This is a genomic window from Planotetraspora silvatica (assembly GCF_016863315.1).
Classification (GTDB): Bacteria; Actinomycetota; Actinomycetes; order Streptosporangiales; family Streptosporangiaceae; genus Planotetraspora; species Planotetraspora silvatica.
Map to the genome: position 1 here is coordinate 26,199 of NZ_BOOQ01000013.1, position 25,502 is coordinate 51,700.

Consider the following 25,502-nt stretch of genomic DNA (forward strand, 5'->3'; position numbering starts at 1 on the left):
CTTCAGGAGTCGAAGCCGAGCCCGAACGCGTCGAGCGTGCGCAGCCAGGCGTTGCGCCGCCCCTCCTGCGCGTCGGACCTGGCCAGCGACCATCGCGTGAGCTGGATGACGCCCGACCTGAGCGGCTCGGGCGGGAACGGCACGGGCTTGCGCCGGACCATGCGCAACCGGGTCCGCTCGGTCCGCTCTCCGGAGAGCAGGTCGAGCATCACGTTGGCCCCGAAGCGGGTGGCCCCGACCCCGAGGCCGGTGTAGCCGGCGGCGTAGGCGAGGCGAGAGCCGTACGCGGTGCCGAAGAAGGCGCTGAACCTGCTGCAGGTGTCGATGACCCCGCCCCACTTGTGGCTGAACCTCACCCCTTCGAGCTGCGGGAACGTCTCGTAGAAGTGCCGCGCGAGCGTCTCGAACGTGGCGTCGCGCTGGTCGTGCCCGGCCGTGATCAGGCCGCCGTTGTAGTAGACCGCGTCGTATCCGCCCCACAGGATCCGGTTGTCGTCGGTCAGCCGGTAGTAGTGGAACTGGTTGCCCGAGTCGCCCAGCCCCTGCCGGTTACGCCAGCCGATCTCGGCCAGCCGTTCCGCCGGCACCGGCTCGGTCATCAGCACGTAGTCGTAGACCGGCACGAGGAAGTGCCTCAGCCTGCTCAGCAGCGGAGCGAAGGCGCCCGTGCCCAGGGCGACCATGCTCGCCCGCACCATGCCGAGCGGCGTCCCGAGTTCGAGGAGGCTCCCGCCGTCCCGCAGCGACCTGACCGGGGTGCGCTCGAAGACGCGCACCCCGAGCCGCAGGCAGGCGTCCCGGAGTCCCCAGGCGAGCCGGGCGGGATCGACCATGGCCGCCCCGTCCCGGTCCCACAGGCCGCCCAGGTAGGTCGGGGAGTCGACCTCGGCCCGCATCTGCTCGCGGTCGAGGCGCTCCATCCGCAGACCGAGCGACGCGCCCAGCGCGGCCTCCTCGTCGAGGCCGCCGAGCTCCCAGTCCCGCGTGGCGACGCGCACCTCACCGGTGCGCTCGAACGAGCAGTCGACGCCGTGCCTGGCGAGGGACGCCTCGATCTCGTCGAGGTTCTCCCGCCCGAGACGGTCGAGCGTGCCGATCTCCTCCGGCCACCGGTCCAGCCCGTTGCCGAGGCCGTGGGTGATGCTCGCCGCGCAGAAGCCGCCGTTCCTGCCGGACGCGGCCCAGCCGATCTCGCGGCCCTCCAGCAGGACGACGTCCAGCGACGGGTCGCGCTCCTTGGCCATGAGCGCGGTCCACAGGCCGGAGAAGCCGCCTCCGACGACGGCCAGGTCGGCGCTGACCTGGCCGACCAGTCGCGGCGACGGCTCGGGCGCGATCGCGCGATCCAGCCAGTACGGCTTGCGCTCCGCGTCAGCGAGCGCCTTCAGCGGATCCACACATTCCACTTCCCCGGAGAGCTACGCGCGGCGACGGCGAGCCGCGACGATGTTGACGACGGCGATCAGGAGACCGGCCGCGAAGATGAGCGTCCCCATGATGTTGACCTGCGGAGGGATGCCCACACGGGTGACGCCCCAGATCCACAGCGGGAACGTCGTCGTACCACCCGCGGTGAAGTTGGTGATCACGAAGTCGTCGATCGACAGGGCGAACGCCAGCATCGACCCCGCCAGCACACCCGGGAAGATCATCGGCAGCGTGACCAGCCGGAAGGTGTCCCACGTGCTCGCGCCGAGGTCCCGTGCGGCTTCCTCGAGCGAGGTGTCCAGCGTCATCACCCGGGCCCGCACCGTCACGGCCACGAAGGAGATCGAGAACATGACGTGGGCGATGACGATCGTCGGGAACCCCTCCGGCAAACCCAGCGTGATGAACAGGGAATGCAGGGACGCTCCCATCACGATCTCGGCGCAGGAGATCGCGGCGAACATCACCAGCGTCAGGAGCGCCGCCCCGCGGAAGCGGTAACGGCCGAGGGCCAGCCCGATGAGCGACCCGAGCACGCCCGCGATCACCATCGTCAGCACGGCGATGAGGAGGGAGTTCACCAGCGCCTGGGTGAGCGCGTCGATCTCGAACAACTGGCCGTACCACTTGAGGGTGAACCCCTGGAAGGTGGTGTTGAACCGGCCCTTGGTGTCGTTGAACCCGAAAAGGATCATGACCGCGATCGGCACCACGAGCCAGGCGATGACCAGCCAGGTGTATATCTGGAGGCCACGCCCCCGGAACAGTCCGCGGCTCATCTCGCGGCCACCTCCAGCACATCCTCGGTGCCGAGGGCCCTCGCGTACGCGAAGATGCCGATCAGCAGCAATGCCATGAGCGTGAACGACAGGGCCGACGCGACCGGGTAGTCCTGGTTGACCAGGAACTGGTTCTGGATGACGTTGCCGATCATGGTGGTGTTGGTCCCGCCGAGGACGGACGAGTTGACGTAGTCAGAGCTGGCGGGCACGAACGTCATGAGCACCCCGGCGAACACCCCGGGCAGTGACAGCGGCAGCACCACCCGCAGGAACGTGTGGAACCTGCTCGCGTAGAGGTCCTGCGCGGCCTCGAGGAGCCGTGGGTCGATCCGCTCCAGCGCGACGTACATCGGCAGGATCATGAACGGCAGGAAGTTGTAGGACAGGCCGCCGATCACCGCGTACGGCGTGGCCAGGACGCGGAAGTCCTGCGGGAGCAGTCCCGCGTCCCGCAGCGGGCCGAGCAGGATGCCGTTGTCCGACAGCAGGAACTGCCAGGAGATCGTCCGCAGCACGAACGACACGAGGAACGGCAGCAGCACCAGGAACAGGTAGACGGACTTGTTGTTGCCGCCCTTGAAGGCGATCCAGTACGCCACCGGGAAGCCGATGAGGATCTGGATGACCGTGGCGGCCAGGCCGTACAGCAGGGACCTGATGATCTGGTCGTGGTAGGTGGTCACCCCGTCGACGTAGCTGTGCCAGTTCCACGTGAAGGCGAAGCCGTCGACCACGTTCCCCGACTGCAACGACAGCGACAACATCACGAGCGTCGGGACGACGAAGAAGATCGCCAGCCAGAGCCCGCCCGGGAAGATCAGCGCGTACGGCGTGAGCCGGGCTCTGAGCGTCCTCATGCCTCCTCCTCAGCCAAGGGCACGTCGTGCTCGCTCATGCCGTGGTGATCGCTTGGAAGATGTTCTCGTACTGCTTCTGCTCGTCGGTGTTCTTGAAGTTGCGGTAGCTGCGCAGCTTGGCGTAGTCCGCCTCCGAGGGGAACACCAGCGGGCTGGCGGCGACCTCTTCGAGGGTCTTCTTGTCGTCGCCCGACGCCGCGTCGGCGTCCGCCTTGATGATGGCCTGGGCCGCCGGCACGGGCGTGACGTAGTTGATGTACTCGGCGAGGCTCGCCGCGACCTTGGGGTCGTAGAAGAAGTCCATCAGCATGATCGCGTCGACGGGGTTGGCCGCCGTCTTCGGGATCATCATGTTGTCGGTCCAGATCGTGGCGCCCTCGTCGGGGATCACGAACTTCAGGTCCGTGCCGTCGGAGACGTTCTTCTGGAAGATGTCGCCGGACCAGGCCTGGCACATCCAGATGTCGCCCTTGCTCAGCGGGTCAACATACGACTGATCGTAATATTTCCGCACAATTCCGGCGTCACGCTGCTCCTTGAGCTTGGCGGCGGCCTTCTCCCAGTCGGCGGGCGTCGACTTCTCCGGGTCGATGCCCAGCAGGAACATCCCGAAGTTGCCGATCTCCTGGGAGTCGGCCATCATGCCGACCTTGCCCTTGTACTTGGGGTCCCACATAGCGGCGTAGCTGGTGGGCGGCGTGTCGATGTACTTCGGGTTGTAGGCGATGCCCGTCATGCCCGACGTCCACGGGATGCTGTAGACGTTGCCCGGGTCGAACGCCTCGGACTTGTACCGCGGGCCCGCGTTCGCCGCGAAGTTCGGCAGCTTGCTGTGGTCGAGCGCCACGAGGTAGCCGAGCTCGACGAGCTGGCTGAACTGGATGCCGTTGGTGACGACCATGAGGTCGTAGTTGATCGACTGGCCGGCGGCGAGCAGCGGCTGGATCTTGGCGAACCAGCTGGCGTTCTCCTGGATGACCTCGCTGTAGGTCACCGAGATGCCGGTCTGGCCGGTGAACTGCTTGAGCTCCGGCTGCTTGGGGTCCATGTAGAGCGGCCAGTTGGCGAAGTCGACGTGGCCGTTCTTGACCTTGCCGGACCAGTACTGCTGGACCGCCGACTGCGCCTCGGCCGAGGAGGTGGGCTTGGCCACACGCTTGCCCTGAACGCCACAGGCGGCCAGCGCGAGACCTGCCGCCGACAGGCCGGCGAGGCGGAACGCGTCACGACGGCCGAGACGGCGCTGCGTCATGCCACGGAGGAAAGCGGGGTCCTGATTGCGGAAGTCGTTCATAGGGGTTCGTGCTCCTGGTATTTCGAGGGAGTTACCGCAGCACGTAGGAGTGCTGGGGCTGCCAGGACAGCCAGACCGCGTCGCCTCGCTCGGCCGTGATGGTGCTGTCGTGCGCGTTCTGCTGGAAGACGGTGATCTCGGCGCCATCGGCGAGTACCACGGCGTAACTGTTGGAGGTGCCCAGGTAGACGACCTCGGAGACGGTGCCCTGGACGACGCTGAAGTCGCCTTCGGGCTGCTCGGTCGAGATTGTGATCTTCTCCGGGCGGACGGTGAGCTCCAGGGTGTCGCCCGCGGAGACCGCCCCCTCGACGGGTGCGAGGATCCGGTCGGCGGCACCGAGCGCCAGCACGGCCGTCGAGCCGTTGACCTTGTCGACGGTCCCGCTGAGCAGGTTCGACGTGCCGATGAACCCGGCGACGAACTTGGTGGCCGGCCGCTCGTAGATCTCCCGGGGAGCCGCGAGCTGGTCCACCAGGCCATCGTTCATGACGGCGATGCGGTCGCTCATCGTGAGCGCCTCACCCTGGTCGTGGGTCACGTAGACGAACGTGATGCCGACGTCGCGCTGGATGCGCTTGAGCTCGATCTGCATGGCCTGGCGCAGCTTGAGGTCGAGCGCGCCGAGCGGCTCGTCCAGGAGCAGGGCGCGGGGCCGGTTGACGAGCGCGCGGGCGAGGGCCACACGCTGCTGCTGGCCGCCGGACATCTCCTTGGGGCGGCGCTTCTCCCGGCCGGTGAGGTCGACGACCTCGAGGATCTCCCCCACGCGCCGCTGGATCTCAGCGGTCTCCACGCTCTTGCGCTTGAGTCCGAACGCCACGTTCTCCCAGACGTTCATGTGGGGGAAGAGCGCGTAGGACTGGAAGACCATGTTCACATCACGCTTGTTCGGGGGGACGCTCGTGACGTCCTGCCCGTGCAGCCGGACCACGCCCTGTGTCGGGTCCTCGAATCCGGCGATCATCCGCATGCTGGTGGTCTTGCCACACCCAGAGGGGCCGAGGAGGGAGAAGAACTCGCCCTCCGTGATGGCCAGGCTCACGCCTTTGACTGCCCGTACGACCTCGCCGTGCGAGGTGTACTCCTTCACGACGTTGTCGAGCTCGATGGCGGGCGTCTGTTGTGAACCGGGGGCAGCCGAAGCGGCTGCCCCCGGGCCCGCCTGGATTTCTGTCATTCCAGGCTTATCCCTCTTTATCAATAGGTCGTACGGCTCCCGCCGCGGCCTATTCGCCGATGTAGTGCATGACGTGCTTGACGCGGGTGTAGTCGTGGAGGCCGAAGACCGAAAGGTCCTTTCCGTACCCGGAATGCTTGAAGCCGCCGTGCGGCATCTCCGACACGAAGGGGATGTGCGTGTTCACCCACACCACGCCGAAGTCGAGCCTCTTGGACACCCGCATGGCCCGGCCGTGGTCGGAGGTCCAGACCGAGCCGGAAAGTCCGTACCTGACGCCGTTGGCCTTGGCCACCGCGTCGGCCTCGTCGGTGAAGGTCTGGATCGTCATGACCGGGCCGAAGATCTCGTCCTGGATCATCTCGTCGTCCTGACGGAGCCCGTCGACGACGGTGGGGGCGAAGAAGTAGCCCTTGTCCCCGACCTGGTGACCGCCGGTGAGCACGGTGGCGTGCTCGGGCACGCGCTCGAAGAACCCCTGAACCCGCGTGAGCTGGTTGGGGTTGTTCAGCGGGCCGAAGTAGGCCTCCTCGTCGTCGAGGCCGCCCATCCGGGTGTTCGCGGCGGCCTGCGCGAGCGCGGCGGCGAACTCGTCGTGGATGCCCTCCTGGACGATGACGCGGCAGGCGGCGGTGCAGTCCTGGCCCGCGTTGTAGAGGCCGGCGCCCGCGATCGCCTCGGCGGCGGCGTTGATGTCCTTGACGTCGTCGAATACGACGACGGGGGCCTTGCCGCCCAGTTCCAGGTGTACGCGCTTGAGGTCGTCGGCGGCCGACCTGGCCACGGCCATTCCCGCGCCGACCGAGCCGGTGATCGCCACCATGTCGGCGGTGGGGTGGCCGACGACGAGGGCGCCGGTCTCACGGTCGCCGGTGACGACGTTGAAGACGCCGGGGGGAAGCACGTCGCCGATGATCTCGGCGAGCTTGATCGTGGAGACCGGCGTGGTGTCCGACGGCTTGAGGACGATCGTGTTGCCCGCGGCCAGGGCCGGCGCGATCTTCCACACGGCCATCATCATCGGGTAGTTCCACGGCGTGACCTGGCCGATGACGCCGATCGGCTCGTGCCGGATCATCGAAGTGTGGTCGGCGAGGAACTCCCCTGCCGTGGGGCCCTCCAGCGTGCGGGCCGCTCCGGCGAAGAAGCGGAAGTGATCGGCGGCGATCGGGGTCTCGTCCTCCGCCATCCGCGCGCGAGGCTTGCCGGTGTTACGGCACTCCGCCTCGTTGATCTCGTCGGCGCGGGCCTCGATGGCATCGGCGATCTTCAGGAGGAAACCGGCGCGCTCGCCGGGGGTCGTCTGTCCCCACGTCTCGAAGGCGGCCGCCGCGGCGGCGTAGGCCGCGTCGACGTCGTCCTGACCGGACACGGGCGCCTGGGCGTAGACCTCGCCGGTCGTGGGATCGACCACATCCGAGAACCGGCCACTGACGGCGTCGACGAACTTCCCGTTCACGAAGTTCTGCAGACGGGTGGTCACCGTTGCCCTCCTTGCGAGGTAGCTGAATGTCGCGACTCTGGCAGACAAAAAAACCAACTACAAGTGATTTCGTGGTTAAGATACCAAATCGCTACGAAATCGCTTGACAGGAGCATCGAAGCTGACAACATGTCAGACCTGAAGCGCAACATGTCAAAAACCGGCGTGTAACACAGGGCCGCTACGGCGACTCGAAGAGAGGATCCCCCCGAGGATGACGACACCGCCGAAGGCACGCGCGACCGCCCAGGGCGGGCCCGTGGTCCTCGATGAGATCTCCAAGCAGATCATCGAACAACTGCAGATGGACGGGCGCAAGCCGTACGCCGCGATCGGCAAGGCGGTGGGCTTATCGGAGGCGGCGGTGCGCCAGCGCGTGCAACGCCTGCTGGACCTCGGAGTGATGCAGATCGTCGCGGTCACCGACCCGCTCACGCTCGGCTTCCCGCGGCAGGCGATGATCGGCATCAAGTGCGAGGGCGATCTGGAGACGGTTGCCGACGAGTTGTCGCGCATCGAGGAGATCGACTACGTCGTCCTGACCGCGGGTTCCGTGGACATCATGGTCGAGGTCGTCTGCGAGGGCGACAGCCACCTGCTGGAGATCCTCGGCAAGATCCGCGCGATCCCCAGCGTGCGCGCCACCGAGACGTTCGTCTATCTCAAGCTGCACAAGCAGACCTATTCGTGGGGCACCCGCTGATCTATTCGGCGGGCACGCGTTGAACTGTTCAACCTGTTCGGCGGGCACCCGTTGATCTATTCGGCGGGCAGTCGCTGACGCGCGGGCCGATGCGGGCCACGGCCCGAACCGGGGCGCCGTCGGCGCCCTCCAGGCGCAGGGGCAGCAGTGACACCTCGATCGGCCGGCCCTCCTCCTGCGCGTCGACGAGCCGATCGAGGCCCCGCAGGTTCTCGGCGATCACGGCGTGCGCACCGCACAGCACCCGATGGGCCGGCAGTTCCTCCGCGGGCGTCGGGTCCACGCTGAGCGCGTCGATCCCCACGGTGCGGATGCCCGACCCGACGATGAGCTCCGCCGCCTCCGCGGTGAGCCACGGATGCCGCAGGTAGTCCTCACTCCCCCACATGGCCGCCCACCCCGTGGCGATCAGGAGGATCGTTCCCGCCCGGAGGTGCGGCGCCACGAGGTCGGGGGTGATCGGCGCGCGCGGCGGCAGGCCCCTGGCGTCCACGATCTCGGCCGGGCCGATGAAGCGCTCCAGCGGCAGGTCGTCGAGCCTGGGGAGCGCGTCGTCGATGTGGTACGGAGCGTCCACGTGAGTCCCCGACTGGGACCCGAGATGCAGCCCGAGGACGTTGACGCCCTCTCCCGCCACGGTGAGCGCCGGGCGGACGTCCACCTCCGGATCGCCGGGATAGACCGGCATCCCCGTCACGATGGGCACCGACAAGTCGACGATCATGATCGCGCCGCGGCTTCCTCTGCCACGTGCAGATCCCGTTCCTGTGCCGCGTACCGGTCCTGCGCTTCATTCACGCACAAGTCCGGTTCCCTCATCGCGCACGGGCTCGATTCTCTTGTCGCGTACAGGTCTTCTTTTGTCGCGTACAGGTCTCTTGTCGCGTACAGGTCCGGCCGCCGGTCCCTGTACACGTCGTTGCGCGGGCCCGTGGCCTTGTCCCGCGCGGAGGAGAGGTCGCAGTCGGCGATCAGCACGGCGGGACGGTCCTGGAGGACGGGTCCCGCCAGCGGGTAGCCGTCCGGTCCCATGATCGACGATCCGGAGACCCAGCCCACCCCTCGCTCGGCGGAGCACCGGTCGGCCACCGCGACGAACATCCGGTTGGAGGCCGCCGCGACCTGGGCATGTGCGACGAGGACGGGCCTCTCCCCCGCGGGTACGGGTGACGCCGGCCAGTTCGTGGAGACGGCGAGCACGTCCGCCCCCGCGAGCCCGACCGAACGCACCCACTCGGGGAACTCCAGGTCGTAGCAAACCATCATCGCGACGCGGCCGATCGCCGTGTCGACGACGGGGGCGGGACCCTCGCCCGGCACGAACACGTCCTGCTCGGCGTCCCAGAGATGGACCTTGCGATAGACCGCACGCAACCCGCCGGCGTCGACCAGGGCCTGGCTGTTATGGACCCGCCCCTCGGCGAGCTCACAGAATCCACCGACGATCACCAGGTCGTGGGCCCGTGCCAGCCGCGCCCACTCCGAGAGGGTCCGGCCGTCGGCGGGCTCGGCCGACGCCCTGGCCTCGGCCGCTCCGGAGAAGACATAGCCGCTGTTGACCAGTTCGGGCAGGACGACGAGCCGCGCTCCGGCCGCGGCGGCCTCCGCGACGGCGGCGGACGCCGCCGCCCGGTTCTCCTCAGCCCTTCCCACCTGGAGAGCGAGTTGGGCGACGGCCACCTTCGTCATGGCCGTCCATCCGCAGCAGCAGTGGTCGTGACCACAGAGGTCACGTGGCCGGATGTCATGTGGCCACGGGTCATGCGATCGGCGGTCATGCGATCGGCGGTCGTGGCGTCCACGCTTGCGCGATCGGGGGTCATGCCGTCAGGCGTCATACGGTGTCTCCATCTCGGACGGCTTCGTGTTCAGCTCTATCCTCGACGCTCCAGCACACCGGCCAGTTCGGCGAGGAAGCGGTCGACCTCACCGATCGCGTAGCCGGGCCGGAAAACCACCGTCGTGAACGTGGCCGTCCTTATCTGCTCCGCCGTGACCGGCCGGTCGGTGGTGCGACGCAGGGTGGCGACGACCCTGTCGAGCAGAGCGTCGACGTCCTGCTCCCGATAGCCCAAGCCGAGCCGTCCCGGCCGGAACGCCATCTGTTCCACCCGCGTCGCCGCGGCCTCCCACTCGTCCTCCGGGCCGGCGCCGACCAGCACCTCCCGCCCAGCCTGCGCTCCACTCGCGCCGCCCTTGGCCTGCGCTCCACTCCTGTCCCTGGATTCGGCGTGCGCTCCACTACTCGCGCCGCCCTTGGCTGGCGCTCCGGTGCTGTCCCTGGATTCGGCGTGCTCTCCGCCGTGCTCCTTGGCCTCGCCAGTCCTGCCCACGCCGGCCTTGCGGCTTCCAACCCTGTCGTCGTCGCGTGCGTCCGGCCCGGCGCCACCCCGCGTACCCACACCGGCCTCGTCACGCATTTCCGGGCCGGCGCCCTCCCGCGAGCCCGGCCTGATTCCGAACGTGAACTCCGCGTCTTGGCCGGCGCCGCCGAATCGGCTCGAACCGACTTCGCGCTCGGGGCTCAGTGTCGTCTCGGCTTCCGCGCCGGGCTCCTCGGACAAGGCAGGCTCGCCGTGCTCTTCACCTGCCTGCCGTACGGCATCGAGGTCAGCGCGATCCTCGCCCGAGGGCAGATCCGCGGCCGGGAGATCTCGGGTCTCCACCGCGACGATGAACGCGTCGAGAGCGAAGTCCACCGCCGTCTCGTTATAGCCACCGAGCTTGACGCCGAACTTGGCGCGGCGGATCTCATCGGCCGTGACCGGCGGACCGTCGAGGTGACCGCGGCCGAGCGTCCGCTCAATCCTCAGAATCAGCTCGTCGACCTGCTCGGGGTCGTAGCCGAGCCGGACACCGATGACGCGTGGAAAGCGATTCACACACCTCTCCCATCCGTCGCGTGGTCGAGTAGATCCATTGTGTCGGTGAATCGAACACGAAGGGAGTCCCCCGGCCCCCACTGGCACCACGTGCGATCTACAGGACGCACGAAGTCTGTACGGATAAGCTGCGAACTCTATGCGTGTGATCAATCTGTCCTTCCGTTATGGAAGGCGGACTCCCTGGGTGTTGTCAGACGCCGGGTTTGTTCTCAGCCCCGGCGACGTGACCGAGGTCGTAGGACCGAACGGCACGGGCAAGTCCACTCTGTTGCGCCTGCTCGCCGGGCTCCTCAGACCGGTCAAGGGCACCATCGACGAGCGTCCGGACGTCGTCGGATACGCGCCCGAGCGGTTCCCGGCGGCCCAGCCGTTCACGGTCGCCGCATACCTGCGCCATATGGCCGCTATCCGGGGAACCGACCCGCGGCGGATCGACGAATGGTCGGGGCGGCTCGGCATGGATCAGCTGATGGGGCATCGCCTGCCTGATCTCTCCAAGGGCAGCGCCCACAAGGTGGGGCTCGCTCAGGCTCTGCTCTGTGAGCCGGGGTTGCTCATCCTCGATGAACCGTTCGCGGGTCTGGATGCCGCGACCCGGGCCGAGTTGCCACAGATCATCGGCGAGGTCTCCGCCAGAGGCGGCATCGTCGTCGTCAGTGACCATCAGGGCGAACTGCGTGCGCTCCCCGACCTACGGAGGCACGAGGTCAGAGACGGGACGATTCGAGAGCTCCCCAGAAACGCCGGGCCAGCCGCCGGGATGCGCGTCACCGCACAGAACGGCACCGCACCGGACATCACCCCACAGGGCATCACCCAGCAGGACGACAGCACACGTGATGACAGCACACGAGACGGCACGGCGCACGGAATCATGGTGCAGGGAGTCGCTGTGCTGGAGGACGGTTCCCCGGCCGTCACCGTGCTCGAAGTCGCCGTCGTGACGTCGAAGGCAGAGGAACTGGCGAACCGCCTGCGCGCCGAGGGACACGTGGTCCAGATCGCACGGGAGGCGGCCGAATGATCGCACTGGCACGCTTCCGGCTCGCGGGATACGCACGCTCGCATCGGGCTCTTCAGCCGCTCATCGCGCTACTCCCCCTACTGGCGATTCTGTACGCGACACCGGTCCCCGCCGGTGAGGAACTGGGAGCGATGGCCGACTCGGCCGGGATTCTCCTGCCCGTGTTCGCCTGGGCGGCTCGCGGGCTCCTCGACACCGAGCCGGATGAGCAGCGGATGATCTCCATCGTCGCCGACCGCCGAGGGGAACTGCTGAGCGGGATCATCGCGGCCTGCGTCTTCGATCTGGGTCTGACGGTGATCGGTGAACTCGCTCTGCTGGCGCGTCTTTCCGCCGACCCCGGCATCGGTGCGGTCATGGTCGGGGTGTGCCTGCACCTGTTCTCCGTCATCGCCGGAGTAGCGCTCGGAGCATTGACGAGCCGTCCGATCCTTCCGTCCCCCGCCGCGTCGAATCTGGTCCTGATCCTTGGTTATCTGGCGATACTGCTGGTCAGCGCGTCAGGAGCGCGGTGGCTGACGGTCCCCGTCATGAGCTGGATGAAGGACGGCCACCACGACGTCCTCATGGGACATCTGCCCCTGCTCGCCGTACAGTCCCTGCTCTGGCCGCTGCTCGGACTCGCGGGGTACACCTGGCTGCGCCGTACCCGACCCTGACCGAACGGCAGGAGGGGTCAACTCCCGGATATGAGAACGGCGCGCCCCGGAAGGCATGCATTGAAGGGTTGTTTCGATCGTACGTTCGACATATGATTGGGGCGGCCGTTACAGGTGAGCTTGGTTGGGCGGGCCGTTGAGGCCGTACGCCCCGTGATGAAGCAGTCGATTTCCATGAAGTGGAGTCCCGATCGCCGCTCGATCGGGAAGTCGGTCGCTTTCGTCTCCGGGGAGGAGGCCCGCCGTGTCCACAACATCCGCATTCGCATGCGCATCCGCAGGTCCGGCCGCGGTTCCTCCGCCCGTCCCCTTGCGTACGGATCATCCGCTGCCGACCCCTGACGGCTTGGCCTCGTTGCCGCCAGGCGTGGAGTTGGCGGAAGCCCTGGCGAATATCGACGAGCGTCGGGTATCGGGGTTCGACACGGTCGAGGTACTGAAAGCGGCCTACCGGCAGTTGTGCCACGATCGAGCCCGGTTTCTCGCGGTCTTGCTGGAGGTCGGGCTGCGAGAGCACTTCTCCGGCGACTCGGTGAGACGGCTTGAGGTGCCGGACGAGTTCAGCCCGGATGAGGCGCGCGCGGCACTGGTGTGGTCACGCCGCCGCGCCGATTCCACCTTCGAGCTGGCATGGGGCGTGCACCGCCGACTGCCCCAGCTGGGTGAGGCGATGTCGCGCGGTGACCTGGATGAGCCGCGAGCGGCGGCGTTCATTCGGTGGACCGCGGGCCTGACTCCCCAGCAGGCCGAGATGGTCTGCGCGCAACTGGTGCCGGGGGCAGGCCGGCTGACCGTCGGCGCGTTGATCGAGCAGATCCAGAGGCTGGTTCTGGCGATCGACCCCGAGTGGGCGCAGAAGCGCTACACAGAGGCGATCCGCCGACGCCGCGTGGTGGGGAGCCGCAACGAGGACGGCACTGCGACCGTGTCAGGCCTGGACCTGCCGTTGGACCGGGCGGCCGCCGGTTGCGAGCGGATCGATGATCTGGCCCGCGCGTGCAAACGCGCAGGGGACAGGCGCCCGATCGACCATATCCGCACCGACCTGTTCCTCGGCTCTCTGGACGGGTCGCTCGAAGCTCTCACGGACAAAGAGATCGTCGCTCACGTCCTCAAGCATCCTTTCGTCGATCAGAGCGACGATCGGAGTGATGACGCCGGCGCCGACCACGCCAGTCGGCCGACCGGCCGGAAGCCTGCACGATCCCCGCACAGGGATCCGGCATCACCGCGCCCCGACGCGGCTCAGCGCGCCCGACCCGGAAACGACCGGCCTCGAAACGACCGGCCCAGATCCGATCAAGCGGAATCTGAACGGCCGGATCCTGTTCAGCCCGAGCATGCTGAACCCGGATCTGTTCAGCACAAGCCTGTGCCGGGCAACGGGGCCGGCCGGGCGGTTCGTGAGATCCGGGTGGAGCTGACCACCCTGCTCGGGCTCGACGAGCACCCTGCCGAGGTGCCCGGTTGGGGGATCATCCACGCTGGTCTGGCCCGCGAGATGGTCTCCGGCATGCTCGCCGGCGAATGGCGGTTCGCGGTCTGCACCGACGACGGCCGACTCCTGTACAGCGGGATAACGCGGCATCGCCCCTGCGTCCCCTCTGAGCGCCCCTCGCGGGACATCCGGCACAGCGGCATCGTCGAGCTTCAAATCACCAGATCTCGCCTGAACGACATCGTGGAGGGGAACGGCTCCTTGGGATTGTGGACGTCGCTCCTCACCGACCTTGTCCACAGGACCAGGCGCCATCTCCAAGCAACCGACGACACGACCAGGAGCAGCAGCGACGTCAGCGCCGACCCCACGAGTGCCCGACGACGAGCGAGTGCGGTCTTACGCCGATATGTCCAGATGCGGGGCCGATGCTGTTCATGGCCCGGCTGCCGCATGCCTGCGACGAGGACCGACCAAGACCACGCTGCCGACTGGGCCGGCGGAGGATTGACCACCGAAGACAATCTGCATCTGGCCTGCCGTCACGACCACCGCGCCAAACACGACGGCGGCTGGCGTGTGACCATGCCCGATCCCGGCGTGATCCTGTGGAGCAGCCCGCTCGGCCACAGCTATCCCACCCGTCTCCCACCGATCATGTTCGGCACCCTCGACCCGCGGCCTCGCGACTGGCCGGACTCACCGCCCGGCCGCATTCCTGATGACGCCCACCCCTTGGTGACCGGCTTGAAACCGCACAGTCCGCGGACAAGCACTCGACAGCCATGCAATCCACAGCAGCCCAGTCCGCCGTCACGCAGCGAGGAGGGCCCCGATGACGGAGACACCCAGGCCCACGCCCCGGACCCGCAACCGATCACTCCCCTGCTCGGACAGGAGACAGATGCGCCCCCGTTCTGATCAACGGACCTGGATCGACACAGGCCGGATCAACACAGGCCCGATCGACACAGGCCCGATCGACACAGGCCCGATCGACACAGACCGGATCGACACAGACCGGATCAACACGGGCCTGAACAGAGCCTGGAGCACCGCTCGAATCCGTAAATCAGCCCGGGCACCGTCAGAAACAGGAAGGCGTCAGAAACAGGGCACCGTCGCAAGCCCTCCGGAAGCCCTGGGGAGCCGTCGCGAGCCGTCAGAAACCGGAGGGCGTCAGGGTGCGGGCGTGGCAGCCGCGAGTTGACCACACGCGCCGTCGATCTCGCGGCCCCGGGTGTCACGAACGGTGACCGCGACGCCGTGGGACTCCAGCCTCCGGACGAAGGCGCGCTCGTCCTCGGGACGCGAGGCGGTCCACTTCGACCCCGGCGTGGGATTGAGGGGGATCAGATTGACGTGGACGAGCTTGCCCTTGAGGAGACGGCCGAGCAGGTCCGCGCGCCATTCCTGGTCGTTGATGTCCTTGATCAGGGCGTACTCGATGGAGACGCGACGCTTGGTCTTCGCCGCATAGTCCCAGGCGGCGCCGAGCACCTCGGCGACCTTCCACCGGGTGTTGATGGGGACGAGCGTGTCGCGAAGCTCGTCGTCGGGGGCGTGCAGTGAGACGGCCAGCGTGACGGGGAGGCCCTCCGCTGCGAGCTTCTCGATCGCGGGCACCAGGCCGACGGTCGACACCGTCACGCCGCGGGCGGAGATGCCCAGGCCCTCGGGAGCCGGATCGACCAGGCGGCGGACGGCGCCGATCACGGCCTTGTAGTTGGCCATCGGCTCGCCCATGCCCATGAAGACGATGTTGCTCACCCGGGCGGGGCCACCGGGGACATCGCCTCTGGCAAGCGCCCGGGCACCCGCGACGACCTGCTCGACGATCTCCGCCGTGGACATGTTCCGGGTCAGCCCGGCCTGACCGGTGGCGCAGAACGGGCAGTTCATCCCGCAGCCGGCCTGGGAGGAGACGCACATCGTCACCCGGTCGGGGTAACGCATCAGCACCGACTCGACGAGGGAGCCGTCGAACAGCTTCCACAACGTCTTACGGGTCATGCCGTCGTCACAGGTGATCTCGCGGACAGGCGTCAGCAGGGACGGCATGAGCTGGGACACCAGCCGCTCGCGGCTGTCGCCAGGCAGGTCGGTCATCTCCTCCGGAGACCCGGTGAGCTTGGCGAAGTAGTGACGGGAGAGCTGGTCGGCACGGAACGGCTTCTCACCGAGCTCCGTGACGGCCGCCCTGCGCTCGGCCATGGTGAGATCGGCCAGATGGCGTTGCGGCTTGGCCCGGCGCGGCGCGACGAACGTCAGCTGGCCGGTCTTGGGCTGGTCGCTCACGCAAAACCTTCCGATCTCCTGCAGATGTGGTCTTAACGGCTGCCCAAAGCAGCCTTATTCTGGCGGTGATTCCGGAGGTGAGATTGGACAGGGCATCCGTCGTGCTCACCAGCCCCAACCCCTACGGGAGCCGCACTCTCACCATCGAACGCGATCGGGCATCCTCAGTAGCTTACCTGCGCGGATCAAAGGGAACCGTCCACGGAGCCGTCTGGCTGGCCAACCACGGTCCGGCCCCGGAGACGGTGGATCTCGCGCGGGCCAACGCCGGGCTGCCGCCCGTGATGCCCCGTGTGAACACCGTCAACCCTTCCGGTACGCCGCCGCTCGACGCCGCCGCACTGTCCGTGCTCTGGTTCGAGGAGGGGGACGGCGTCGCCATCTTCGAGAACGGCGAACTGCTGGCCGTCATTCCAGGCTGGTCGGATCTGGAACGTGGCATGCCGGGCTACGCCAGGGACGCCGTGGGCGAATCGCCCTTCGCCTGGTCACTCGCCGAGGCGATGGAAGGGCTGTCGCCTCGTGTGGCCAAAGCCCGGGCGTACTGGCAGTGGCGGGAGGCCGAGGGCAGTTGGTCGTCGTTCCAGCAGTTCGTCATGGGCCACCTGGACAGCAGGCTCGGCCCGCCCGGACGCTACTGGGACGTCAGCGGCGCCAGGCTTCCTGTGGTCGGAGTGACTGAGCGGCCCGCCGGTTACGGCAGGGACTACACCGTGTTGTCCACGGTCGGCATGAGCTGTCAGCGGATGCCGACGGCGGAGCTCTACGACACCGCCTGCCGCATAGAGCTCGCCATCGCGACCCGGCAGGACCCGGGGGTGGCCACCCGGGTGCTGCTCTGGCTGGGCCAGTACCCGTGGCGGTCGGTGACCTGGCTGGGGCATGGCCATACGGCCCGTTGGTTTCAGGGCCCGGGCACGTTCCCACTGGACGGCGGCCACCAGGGAGTGATCATGCTGGCCGACCCGGTCGGCCTGCCCGACCTGTCTGGATTCGCTTTCGGGGGCGAATCCGTACGGTGGCTGTGGCTGCTTCCGCTCACCGACACCGAACTCCGACTGGCCCAGGACCAGGGGCACCAGGTGCTCTCCGACCGCCTGGCCGTACAGAGCCGGATCTGACCGCGAGCGTGCGCAGGCGGCGCGGACGGACCGGCCCGGGAACCACGGACTAGCCCACGAACAACGTGAGCAACAGCCAGATGGGGACGAGCGTGAAGAGCAGGGAGTCGAGGCGGTCCATCACGCCGCCGTGGCCCGGGAGGAGGGTGCCCATGTCCTTGATGCCGAGATCGCGCTTGATGACCGACTCGATCAAGTCGCCGAGGGTCGCGCAGACGACGACCACGGCTCCGAGGACGCCGCCCTGCCAGTACGCGCCGCCCAGCAGTAAGTGAACCAGTAACGCGCCGGCCACGACGCAGGCGAGCGCGGATCCGGCGAAGCCTTCCCAGGTCTTCTTCGGGCTGATGAGCGGCGACATCCGATGCTTGCCGAACAGGATCCCGGCGAAATAGCCGCCGATGTCGCTGCAGACGGTCACCGCGATGAAGATGAGCACACGGTGGGAGCCGTCGTCCACCTTGAGGAGCAACGGGACGAAACCCGCGAGAAGCGAGGGGTAGACGGCGATGAAGAGCCCGGCCGTGGCGTCCCTGACGAAGCCGTCCGTGCCCTGGAACATCCGCCAGGCCAGCACCACCATCGCGGTCACCGCGAAAGCGCCGACGAGGAAGGCGGGGCCGCCCCAGTAGGGACCGACGACCATCGCCGTCATGCCGGCGAGGAGCGGGAGCGTAGGCACCCGGATCCCGCGGGCCGCGACGGCCTTGGTGAGCTCGTGGACGCCCACGCCGACCGCGGCGAGGACGACGAGGAGGAAGAGGACCTTGATGGTGTAGAGCGAGGCGATGACCGCTGCGCCCAGAGCGACGCCGACGGCCACGGCCGCGGGAAGGTTCCGCCCCGTACGGCTCCCGCCACCGGGAGCCCCCGCGGGCCCGGTGCCCGCCGGGCCGGGTTCCCCGCCTCCGGAACCGTTCATGCCGCCACCGAGAGCGCCACCGAGACCGCCACCGAGACCATCGGCGTGACCGTCGCCACGGCCATCGGCGCGATCATCACTCCGGCCCTCACCACGACCATTGCCAGATCCGGCACCGGAATCAGCACCCGAATCAGCACCACGGCCGTCATCGTGACCGTTGCCATGGCCACCGTTGTGGCGCTCGGCATCGCCGTCGCCGGAGACACCGGTCACGCCATCCGCGGAATAGCGGTCTCCGGCGGCAGCCGTTCCGTCCAAAGCGTCCTACTCCCTATACACGTGATCCTTGTGCCGCGCTGTACTCACCGGACAGCGCGGCACAAGGATCACGGTCGTGCCATGGCCTCACATCGAGATCTCAGACCTCGAGCAGCTCGGCTTCCTTGTGCTTCAGCAGGTCATCGATCTTAGCGACGTGCTTCTGAGTGAGGTCGTCGAGCTCCTTGACCGCGCGATGCACCTCGTCCTCGCCCGCCTCGCCGTCCTTGACCAGCTTGTCGAGCGTCTCCTTGGCATGACGGCGGATGTTCCGCACGGAGATCCGGCTGTTCTCCGCCTTGGTGCGGGCGACCTTGATGTACTCCTTGCGGCGCTCCTCGGAGAGCTCGGGGAACACCACGCGGATCACCTGCCCGTCGTTGCCCGGGTTGACGCCGAGGTCACTGTCGCGGATGGCCTTCTCGATCGCCGTCATCGCGCCCTTGTCGTACGGCTGCAGCAGGACCATGCGTGCCTCGGGCACGTGGAAGGACGCAAGCTGCTGGATCGGGGTGGGCGATCCGTAGTAGTCCACGTTGATCTTGTTGAACATGGAGGGCGTGACACGGCCGGTGCGGATGCCCGCGAAGTCGTCCTTGGCGACCGTCACCGCCTTGTCCATCTTCTCTTCGGCCTCGAAGAGCGTTTCGTCGATCACTGCGGCTCCCTATTTCCCTGCCGGACTCACCAGCGTGCCGATCTTTTCACCGCGGACCGCCCGCAGGATGTTGCCGTCCCCCATCAGGTCGAAGACCACGATGGGCAGGCCGTTGTCCATGCACAGGCTGATCGCGGTCGAGTCCATGACCCCCAGGCCGCGCGTCAGCACTTCGCTGTAATCAAGCTGGTCGAACCGGACCGCGTCGGGGTTCTTCCGGGGGTCGGAGTCGTAGACGCCGTCGACCTGGGTGCCCTTGAGCAGCGCCTCCGCGCCGATCTCGAGAGCCCGCTGCGCGGCGCAGGTGTCGGTGGAGAAGAACGGCGAACCCAGCCCAGCACCGAAGATGACCACGCGCCCCTTCTCCAGGTGGCGGATGGCACGTCGGGGCAGGAACGGCTCGGCCACCTGCTGCATCGTGATGGCGGTCTGGACCCGGGTGTCGATGCCCCGCTTCTCCAGGAAGTCCTGCAGAGCGAGGCAGTTGATCACGGTGCCCAGCATGCCCATGTAGTCGGCCCGGGCGCGGTCCATCCCGCGCTCCGACAGGGCGGCGCCCCGGAACATGTTGCCGCCACCGACGACGACGGCCACCTGTACGCCCTCGCGGACGGCTTCGGCGATGGAGTCGGCGAGCTGGGCGACCACAGAGGGGTCGATCCCGAGCGGCTCGCCGCCGGCGAAGGCCTCGCCGGACAGCTTCAACATCACGCGCTTCCAGCGCAGTCGCCCATCATGCGACGAAGCCGCCGGCGTGGCGGGTCTGGTGTTCTCCTGCACGGCGGCGGCCTCCTCGATATAAGTACGCGTCAATGGCTCCTGGCTGTAAGCCTAAGCCTGGCCGACCTTGAAGCGGGTGAAGGCCAAGACCTTCACGCCCGCCTCGGCGGCGACCTTCGCGACCGTCTTCTTGTTGTCCTTCACGAAAGTCTGCTCCAGCAGCGTGAAGTCCTTGAACCAGCCGTTGAGACGACCATCGGCGATCTTGGCGATGGCGGCTTCCGGCTTGCCCTCCTCGCGAGTCATCTGCTCGAAGAGGGACCGCTCCTTCTCGACGACGTCGGCGGGCACCTCGGCGGGGCTGAGGTACTTCGGCGCCATCGCGGCGGCGTGCTGGGCGATGTCCTTGCCGACCGCGGAGTTCTCCTGGTCGAGCTGGATGAGCACGCCCACGGCCGGGGGAAGCTGCGGGTCGGTCTTGTGCATGTAGGAGGTGATGAAGCCACCCTCCAGCACCGAGAACCGGCGGATCTCGATCTTCTCACCCAGCGCGGCGTTGGCCTCGTCCAGGTGCTCCTTGACGGTCTTGCCGTTCAGGTCGGACTCGAGCAGCGTCGGCACGTCGCTGGGCTTGGTCGCCAGGATGTGCGCGACGATGTCGGCCGCGAGCTGCTGGAAGCGCTCGCCCTTCGCGACGAAGTCGGTCTCACAGTTGAGCTCGAGCAGCGCGGCGAGGGAGTCACCCTCGTGCTTGACGGCCACGAGGCCGTTGGAGGCGGTGCGGGTCTCCCGCTTGCCGACGTCCTTGGCGCCCTTGAGACGCAGGAGGTCGACCGCCTTGTCGAAGTCGCCCTCGGACTCCTCAAGCGCCTTCTTGCAGTCCATCATGCCGGCGGCGGTCAGCTCACGAAGCCGCTTGACGTCGGCCATGTTCACGGAAGCCATTGTCCTATTTCCTCTTCGGGAACCCAGGTGAGATCAGATGTCTCGTGGTGGGCGTGGGCGCCGGGCGCGCACGCCCACCACGGTGGAGCCTTGAGGTCCGCACGGCATTCCGTGCGGACGCCGGGGCTACGCCTGCTCTTCGGTGGCGGGAGCCTCGGCGGCCGGAGCCTCAGCCTCGGTCGCGGCCTCGGCGGGAGCGGCCTCCTCGGCCAGAGCCTCAGCCGGAGCGGCCTCTTCAGCAGGAGCCTCAGCCGGAGCGGCGTCCTCAGCCGGAGCCTCGGCTGCGGCCTCGGCGGGAGCGGCCTCAGCGGAGGCGCCCTCGAGCAGCTCGCGCTCCCACTCGGCGAGCGGCTCGACCTCGGCGGTGCCACTGGGCTTCTCGTCACCGCGACCGGCGCCGGCGCGGGTCATCAGACCGTCGGCCACGGCGTCGGCGATCACGCGGGTGAGAAGGCTGACGGCGCGGATCGCGTCGTCGTTACCCGGGATCGGGTAGTCGACCTCGTCCGGGTCGCAGTTGGTGTCCAGGATCGCGACGACCGGGATGCCAAGCTTCTTGGCCTCGTTGATCGCGATGTGCTCCTTCTTGGTGTCCACGATCCAGATCGCGCTCGGAACGCGGGCCATGTCCCGGATACCGCCGAGCGTGCGCTCGAGCTTCTCCTTCTCACGGCGGCGCATCAGGAGCTCCTTCTTGGTGAGCCCGGACGCGGCCACGTTCTCGAAGTCGAGCTCCTCGAGCTCCTTCAGACGCTGGAGCCTCTTGTGAACCGTGGAGAAGTTGGTGAGCATGCCACCCAGCCAGCGCTGGTTCACGTACGGCATGCCGACGCGGGACGCCTGCTCGGAGATGGACTCCTGGGCCTGCTTCTTCGTGCCGATGAACATGATGGAACCGCCGTGGGCGACGGTCTCCTTCACGAAGTCATAGGCGCGGTCGATGAAGGACAGCGACTTCTGCAGGTCGATGATGTAGATGCCGTTGCGCTCGGTGAAGATGAAGCGCTTCATCTTCGGGTTCCACCGGCGAGTCTGGTGGCCGAAGTGAACGCCGCTCTCGAGCAGCTGTCGCATGGTGACGACAGGGGCCATGGTGTGGTCCTCCATGGTTGTGTGCCCGGGGGCACGGTCTCGGTTGGTCGCACGAACCACATGGTTCGCACCCTGACGCCCCGGGCCGTCACCGCCGGACAAGGTCCGGACCGAGGCGACGACTCGTGAATGGGCGCGTGAATTCGGCCCGCTAGAGCAGGCCGTCGTACAGTCTACCCGGATCCGTCCCCGCTGATGACCGGCGACGTGACCGTGCCTGCCACCGCGTCGCCGTCCTCTGCCGAACCGGCCGCCGTGGAACCCGAGTCCGTGGAACCTGCGCTCGCGGAATCGGCCGCCGTGGAACCCGAGTCCGGGGAACCTGAGCTCGCGGAACCGGCCGCCGTGGAACCTTAGCCGGTGGAATCCGAGCCCGCGGAACCGGCCGCCGTGAAGCCTGCGTTCGCGGAATCCGAGGCCGCAGAACCCGCGCCTGGACCGCCGGCGCCGCGTGGCGCCCAAGGGAAGAGCCGGAGCTGGAACTCCGCGAGCCGCGCCCCCACGGGGGCGTTCTCCCCCGTGCGTTCCGCGGCCCGGTAGGGGATGATCAACTCGTTGATCCGCTCCGCGAGAGCCCTGAGTTCCTCGGCGTCGACAAGGAGCGTCGCGTGGGTCAGCCACGCGGCCGCCCGCCATTCATGCGGCTCTCGGTCCGACTGCGCGAGATATGCGCTCAACCGCTGGGCCGCGTCGGCCAGGACCGTGTCGATCACCGCCCTCCGAGCCTCGAACAGCTCAGGTGTGATCCCGTCCTCGGGTTCGTTGAAGCCCCATCCCCGTTGCAGGGCCCGCCAGACCCGCTCCCTGCCGTCACCCCTGGGCGGCGCCTCTTCGACAAGTCCGTTCTTCGCCAGCGTGCGCAGGTGATAGCTGCACGCGCTCGGAGACAACCCCGTGACCTGCGCACACTCCGTGGCCGTCGCAGGCCCCTCCGACTGGAGCCGGGACAGGATGGCCAGCCGCGCGGGATGCGCCAGCGCACGGAGAACGCCGGCGTCATTGACCTGCCGGTAACCCTCCGCCTTCGAGGTGGTCATGTCGCACACGCTACTCGCCGATCAGATGTGAAGTATTGCCTTCATAACTGTGAAGTATTAGCTTCATAGTTATGAAGGAGATGCTTCACGATGCCCGGGACGCCCATCCGAACGTCCCCCTGCGGCGTCAACGGGACTACCGGTTCCTCTGGTCCGCCCGAGCGATCTCGGAGACCGGAAGCGAGGTCACCAGGCTCGCCGTGCCGCTGACCGCGGCCACCGCGCTCCACGCCTCCCCGATCCAGATGGGCCTGCTCACGGCCGCGTCGACGTTCCCGTACCTGCTCGTCGGCCTGCCGTCGGGTGCGCTGGCCGACCGGGTGGGCCGTCGCAGACCGGTGATGACGTCGTGCGAGACGGTCGCCGGCCTGGCCACGCTCTCGGTGCCGGCGGCATGGCTGGGCGGGGTGCTGACCCTCCCCTGGCTGATCGCGGCCGCCTTCGTCGTCGGCGTCTGCGCGGTGGTGTTCCGCTCGTTCAACACGCCCCACCTCACCGCCGTGGTCGCGGAGCCCCAGCGGACGGCGGCGCTCGCGGGCTTCCAGTCGGTGTACTCCGTCGCCCAGATCAGCGGGCCGGGTCTCGCGGGCCTGCTCGTCGCCCTGCTCACCGCCCCCGTCGCGATCCTGGTCGACGGGTTCTCCTTCCTCGCGTCCGCGCTCTGCCTCCGGGCCATCCGCGCGCCCGAGCGCGAGGCCGGCACCCGCGGGGCCGGAATCGGCCGTGAGATCGCCGAGGGCATGCGCGTCCTGACCAGGCATCCGGTGCTGCGCACCCTCTGCGTCACCGGAATGGTCGTCAACACGCTCGGCGCGGCCCAGCTCGCGCTCTACGTGGTCTTCGCGGTCCGCGTCCTCGGCCTTCCTGGCAGCCTGGTCGGCATCACGGCGACCGGTTTCGGCGTCGGCGGCCTGCTCGGCGCCGTCCTCGCACCCCGGCTCACCCGCCGGTACGGCGAAAGCCGGGTATTGCTCGGCTCCGTGCTGTTCTTCCCGATCGGATTCATCGGCACGGCCGCCGCGCACGGCCCGATCTGGCTGGTGATCGGTCAGCTCTGCGTCACAGAGGTGATCACCGGAGTGGCCATCGTGTGCTTCAGCATCTGTGCGGGGGCCACGACGATGCGCGAGGCTCCGGCCGGACTGCTCGGCCGGGTGAACGCCTCGACCCAGTTCGCCGTCCAGGGCGTAATGGCTGTGGGCGGTCTCCTCGGCGGCCTGCTCGGGGAGTCGCTCGGGCTCCGGCCCGCCTTGTGGGTGGGTGCGGCGGCCTCGCTGCTCGTCATCCCCTGCCTGTGGTTGTCGCCCATCCGGCGGCATGCTCGCCCTGCAGGGGAGGAGCACTCGCCCAGTACGGCTCGGCCCCCTCGATCAGCCCCGGAGGCCTCACGTACGTGAGGGTCCCGAACGCGCTGCCCATGGTCGCCAGCAGGTCGTCCACCCGCGGTTCGGGGGCGTCACCGGCGGTGCGCCCCAGGCCGTCGAGCCACGCCGCGGTCCTCGCCAGCGCGACCTCGACATGCCAGGAACCGCCCTCGTCCGTACGGCGCAGCAACCCGGCGACCGCGCCGAAGGCGGCGAGGAAGCCGGTCGCGTGGTCGAGCGCCTGCGCCGGGAGCGGCACGGGCCTGGAGCCGTCGCCGTTCTCGTGGGCGATGCCGGAGACCATCTGCACCAGGCTGTCGAAGCCTCGCCTGCTCGCCCACGGGCCGCGGGAGCCGTACGCGGAGATGTCCACGGACACGATCCCCGGCCGCAGGGCGGCGAGATCGTCGGCGCCGAACCCCTTGTCCCGCAGGGCCCCTGGCCGATAGGCCTGGATCACCACGTCGGCCTGCCTGACGAGGTCACGCAACACGCCGGGCTCCGTCCTGAGGTCGACGTGACACGATCGCTTGCCGAAGGCGGTCTCCACGACCAGCCCCGGCACCTCGGGAAGGTGCGCGGCGCCCACACGCAGGACCTCGGCGCCGTGCGCGGCGAGGATCCGGGCCGCCACCGGTCCCGCGATCACCCTCGTCAGATCGAGGACCCGCACACCGCTCAGCGGCCGCGGCACATCGGCGGCTCCCCCTGCCGTGCCATGGGCCGGCGTGGCGGGTGCGGGAAGGGATGACAGGCCGACGAGCGGCAGTCGCGCGACCGCCTTCCCCTGTGGATGCGCGAGCCAGTCCTGCCTGTCGCGCAGCACGGCCGCGCACCCGCCCTCGCGGATCACCGCCTCCTCGACGTCGGTGCCGGTACGGCCGGCGCAGGCCGCCGAGACGTCGTCCCTACCCGCGCCGGCGTCCAGCCTCAGCGCACGGAGGGCGGCGTCGCGGTGATGGTCGAAGTTGCAGTGCAACTTGATCCAGCCGTCGGAGGTCCGGTAGTCCCCCGACAGGGGCGCCCAAAGAACGGCCCTCTCCCCGTCGATCCGGAAGTGGCGCTCACTCTGGAAGGCGGCCGCCGCGTGCCGGACGTCCACGCTCACATCCGCGGCCGGAGCGCCTTCGCGTCGGCCCCAGTACGCGGCGACGGCCGCGGTCACGGCGCCAACAGAGGCGGCCGCGGCCGTGTCGACGCGGAAGACGGAGGGAAGCACAGGGTCGTCGCCGGTCACCCGCACATCCGGGAGAGCGATTCCCGCGTCCTCGCCCAACCGCTTGATCAGGCCCTCGATCACGCTCGTCTCCCCTGCTAAAGAGAAACCGGCCTACTAATCGGGGTGCGCCTC

The 25,502-nt window shown here is 68.3% G+C and carries 24 protein-coding genes; 6 read left to right on the forward strand and 18 right to left on the reverse strand.

Annotated features, from left to right (window positions below; genetic code table 11):
• Positions 1-2: 2 nt before the first annotated feature.
• The 6 genes from Psi02_RS10995 to Psi02_RS11020 form a co-directional block, all read right to left on the reverse strand.
• On the reverse strand, positions 3-1,397 hold the full coding sequence (locus Psi02_RS10995; RefSeq protein ID WP_203973367.1) for an NAD(P)/FAD-dependent oxidoreductase: 1,395 nt from the start codon (positions 1,395-1,397) through the stop codon (positions 3-5).
• Between the two features lie 21 nt (positions 1,398-1,418).
• Positions 1,419-2,207 (reverse strand): ABC transporter permease, encoded by a 789-nt coding sequence (locus tag Psi02_RS11000; protein ID WP_203973368.1) that lies wholly within the window; start codon positions 2,205-2,207, stop codon positions 1,419-1,421.
• The gene (locus Psi02_RS11005) at positions 2,204-3,067 is read right to left on the reverse strand and encodes an ABC transporter permease (protein WP_203973369.1); all 864 of its coding nucleotides are present in this window, start codon (positions 3,065-3,067) and stop codon (positions 2,204-2,206) included. The genes Psi02_RS11000 and Psi02_RS11005 overlap by 4 nt, the downstream gene beginning before the upstream one ends.
• Positions 3,068-3,101: 34 nt before the next feature.
• Positions 3,102-4,319 carry a polyamine ABC transporter substrate-binding protein gene (locus Psi02_RS11010; protein ID WP_239094788.1) on the reverse strand — a complete coding sequence of 406 codons (1,218 nt, stop codon included), beginning with the start codon at positions 4,317-4,319 and terminating at the stop codon, positions 3,102-3,104.
• A 73-nt stretch (positions 4,320-4,392) separates the two neighbouring features.
• A complete protein-coding gene (locus Psi02_RS11015; RefSeq protein ID WP_203973371.1) occupies positions 4,393-5,541 on the reverse strand; it encodes an ABC transporter ATP-binding protein in 1,149 nt (382 codons plus the stop codon).
• A gap of 49 nt (positions 5,542-5,590) precedes the next feature.
• Positions 5,591-7,024, reverse strand: coding sequence for a gamma-aminobutyraldehyde dehydrogenase (locus tag Psi02_RS11020; protein WP_203973372.1), 1,434 nt, complete (start codon positions 7,022-7,024; stop codon positions 5,591-5,593).
• A 214-nt stretch (positions 7,025-7,238) separates the two neighbouring features.
• Between Psi02_RS11020 and Psi02_RS11025 the strand changes: the two genes are divergently transcribed.
• Positions 7,239-7,727 carry an Lrp/AsnC family transcriptional regulator gene (locus Psi02_RS11025; protein ID WP_203973373.1) on the forward strand — a complete coding sequence of 163 codons (489 nt, stop codon included), beginning with the start codon at positions 7,239-7,241 and terminating at the stop codon, positions 7,725-7,727.
• A gap of 28 nt (positions 7,728-7,755) precedes the next feature.
• Here the strand turns inward: Psi02_RS11025 and Psi02_RS11030 are convergent, their stop codons facing one another.
• The 3 genes from Psi02_RS11030 to Psi02_RS11040 all read right to left on the reverse strand — a co-directional run bounded on the left by Psi02_RS11030 (position 7,756) and on the right by Psi02_RS11040 (position 10,609).
• Positions 7,756-8,451, reverse strand: a complete 696-nt coding sequence (locus tag Psi02_RS11030; protein WP_203973374.1) for a cyclase family protein — start codon at positions 8,449-8,451, stop codon at positions 7,756-7,758.
• A complete protein-coding gene (locus tag Psi02_RS11035; protein WP_203973375.1) occupies positions 8,448-9,416 on the reverse strand; it encodes a nitrilase-related carbon-nitrogen hydrolase in 969 nt (322 codons plus the stop codon). The genes Psi02_RS11030 and Psi02_RS11035 overlap by 4 nt, the downstream gene beginning before the upstream one ends.
• Before the next feature lie 185 nt (positions 9,417-9,601).
• Positions 9,602-10,609 carry a DivIVA domain-containing protein gene (locus Psi02_RS11040; protein ID WP_203973376.1) on the reverse strand — a complete coding sequence of 336 codons (1,008 nt, stop codon included), beginning with the start codon at positions 10,607-10,609 and terminating at the stop codon, positions 9,602-9,604.
• Positions 10,610-10,748: 139 nt separating this feature from the next.
• Here Psi02_RS11040 and Psi02_RS11045 point away from each other — a divergent pair, with 139 nt between their 5' ends.
• The 3 genes from Psi02_RS11045 to Psi02_RS11055 all read left to right on the forward strand — a co-directional run bounded on the left by Psi02_RS11045 (position 10,749) and on the right by Psi02_RS11055 (position 14,654).
• On the forward strand, positions 10,749-11,636 hold the full coding sequence (locus Psi02_RS11045) for an ATP-binding cassette domain-containing protein (RefSeq protein WP_203973377.1): 888 nt from the start codon (positions 10,749-10,751) through the stop codon (positions 11,634-11,636).
• A complete protein-coding gene (locus Psi02_RS11050; protein WP_203973378.1) occupies positions 11,633-12,295 on the forward strand; it encodes a hypothetical protein in 663 nt (220 codons plus the stop codon). Before Psi02_RS11045 ends, Psi02_RS11050 begins: the two co-directional genes overlap by 4 nt.
• 373 nt (positions 12,296-12,668) lie before the next feature.
• A complete protein-coding gene (locus Psi02_RS11055; RefSeq protein ID WP_203973379.1) occupies positions 12,669-14,654 on the forward strand; it encodes an HNH endonuclease signature motif containing protein in 1,986 nt (661 codons plus the stop codon).
• Between the two features lie 258 nt (positions 14,655-14,912).
• Here Psi02_RS11055 and rlmN read toward each other — a convergent pair whose 3' ends face one another.
• On the reverse strand, positions 14,913-16,031 hold the full coding sequence (rlmN, locus tag Psi02_RS11060; protein ID WP_203973380.1) for a dual-specificity RNA methyltransferase RlmN: 1,119 nt from the start codon (positions 16,029-16,031) through the stop codon (positions 14,913-14,915).
• Between the two features lie 77 nt (positions 16,032-16,108).
• Here rlmN and Psi02_RS11065 point away from each other — a divergent pair, with 77 nt between their 5' ends.
• Entirely contained in the window at positions 16,109-17,152 is a 1,044-nt protein-coding gene (locus Psi02_RS11065) for a suppressor of fused domain protein (RefSeq protein ID WP_373317619.1), read from the forward strand.
• 49 nt (positions 17,153-17,201) lie between these two features.
• Here the strand turns inward: Psi02_RS11065 and Psi02_RS11070 are convergent, their stop codons facing one another.
• The 7 genes from Psi02_RS11070 to Psi02_RS11100 all read right to left on the reverse strand — a co-directional run bounded on the left by Psi02_RS11070 (position 17,202) and on the right by Psi02_RS11100 (position 22,787).
• Positions 17,202-18,074 carry a phosphatidate cytidylyltransferase gene (locus Psi02_RS11070; protein ID WP_203973381.1) on the reverse strand — a complete coding sequence of 291 codons (873 nt, stop codon included), beginning with the start codon at positions 18,072-18,074 and terminating at the stop codon, positions 17,202-17,204.
• Positions 18,071-18,226: a hypothetical protein gene (locus tag Psi02_RS11075; protein WP_203973382.1), complete on the reverse strand. Its 156-nt coding sequence runs from the start codon at positions 18,224-18,226 to the stop codon at positions 18,071-18,073. Before Psi02_RS11075 ends, Psi02_RS11070 begins: the two co-directional genes overlap by 4 nt.
• 209 nt (positions 18,227-18,435) lie before the next feature.
• On the reverse strand, positions 18,436-18,993 hold the full coding sequence (frr, locus tag Psi02_RS11080) for a ribosome recycling factor (protein WP_203973383.1): 558 nt from the start codon (positions 18,991-18,993) through the stop codon (positions 18,436-18,438).
• Between the two features lie 9 nt (positions 18,994-19,002).
• On the reverse strand, positions 19,003-19,701 hold the full coding sequence (gene pyrH / locus Psi02_RS11085; protein WP_239094822.1) for a UMP kinase: 699 nt from the start codon (positions 19,699-19,701) through the stop codon (positions 19,003-19,005).
• A gap of 123 nt (positions 19,702-19,824) precedes the next feature.
• Entirely contained in the window at positions 19,825-20,658 is an 834-nt protein-coding gene (gene tsf, locus Psi02_RS11090) for a translation elongation factor Ts (RefSeq protein WP_203973384.1), read from the reverse strand.
• A gap of 126 nt (positions 20,659-20,784) precedes the next feature.
• Entirely contained in the window at positions 20,785-21,750 is a 966-nt protein-coding gene (gene rpsB, locus Psi02_RS11095; RefSeq protein ID WP_203973385.1) for a 30S ribosomal protein S2, read from the reverse strand.
• Positions 21,751-22,103: 353 nt separating this feature from the next.
• Positions 22,104-22,787 carry a helix-turn-helix domain-containing protein gene (locus tag Psi02_RS11100; protein ID WP_203973386.1) on the reverse strand — a complete coding sequence of 228 codons (684 nt, stop codon included), beginning with the start codon at positions 22,785-22,787 and terminating at the stop codon, positions 22,104-22,106.
• A gap of 71 nt (positions 22,788-22,858) precedes the next feature.
• Between Psi02_RS11100 and Psi02_RS11105 the strand changes: the two genes are divergently transcribed.
• Entirely contained in the window at positions 22,859-24,184 is a 1,326-nt protein-coding gene (locus Psi02_RS11105) for an MFS transporter (RefSeq protein ID WP_239094791.1), read from the forward strand.
• On the opposite strand, the gene Psi02_RS11110 is transcribed toward Psi02_RS11105, so the two are convergent.
• Positions 24,069-25,451, reverse strand: a complete 1,383-nt coding sequence (locus tag Psi02_RS11110; protein ID WP_203973387.1) for a CoA transferase — start codon at positions 25,449-25,451, stop codon at positions 24,069-24,071. The genes Psi02_RS11105 and Psi02_RS11110 overlap by 116 nt on opposite strands.
• Positions 25,452-25,502 lie beyond the last annotated feature (51 nt).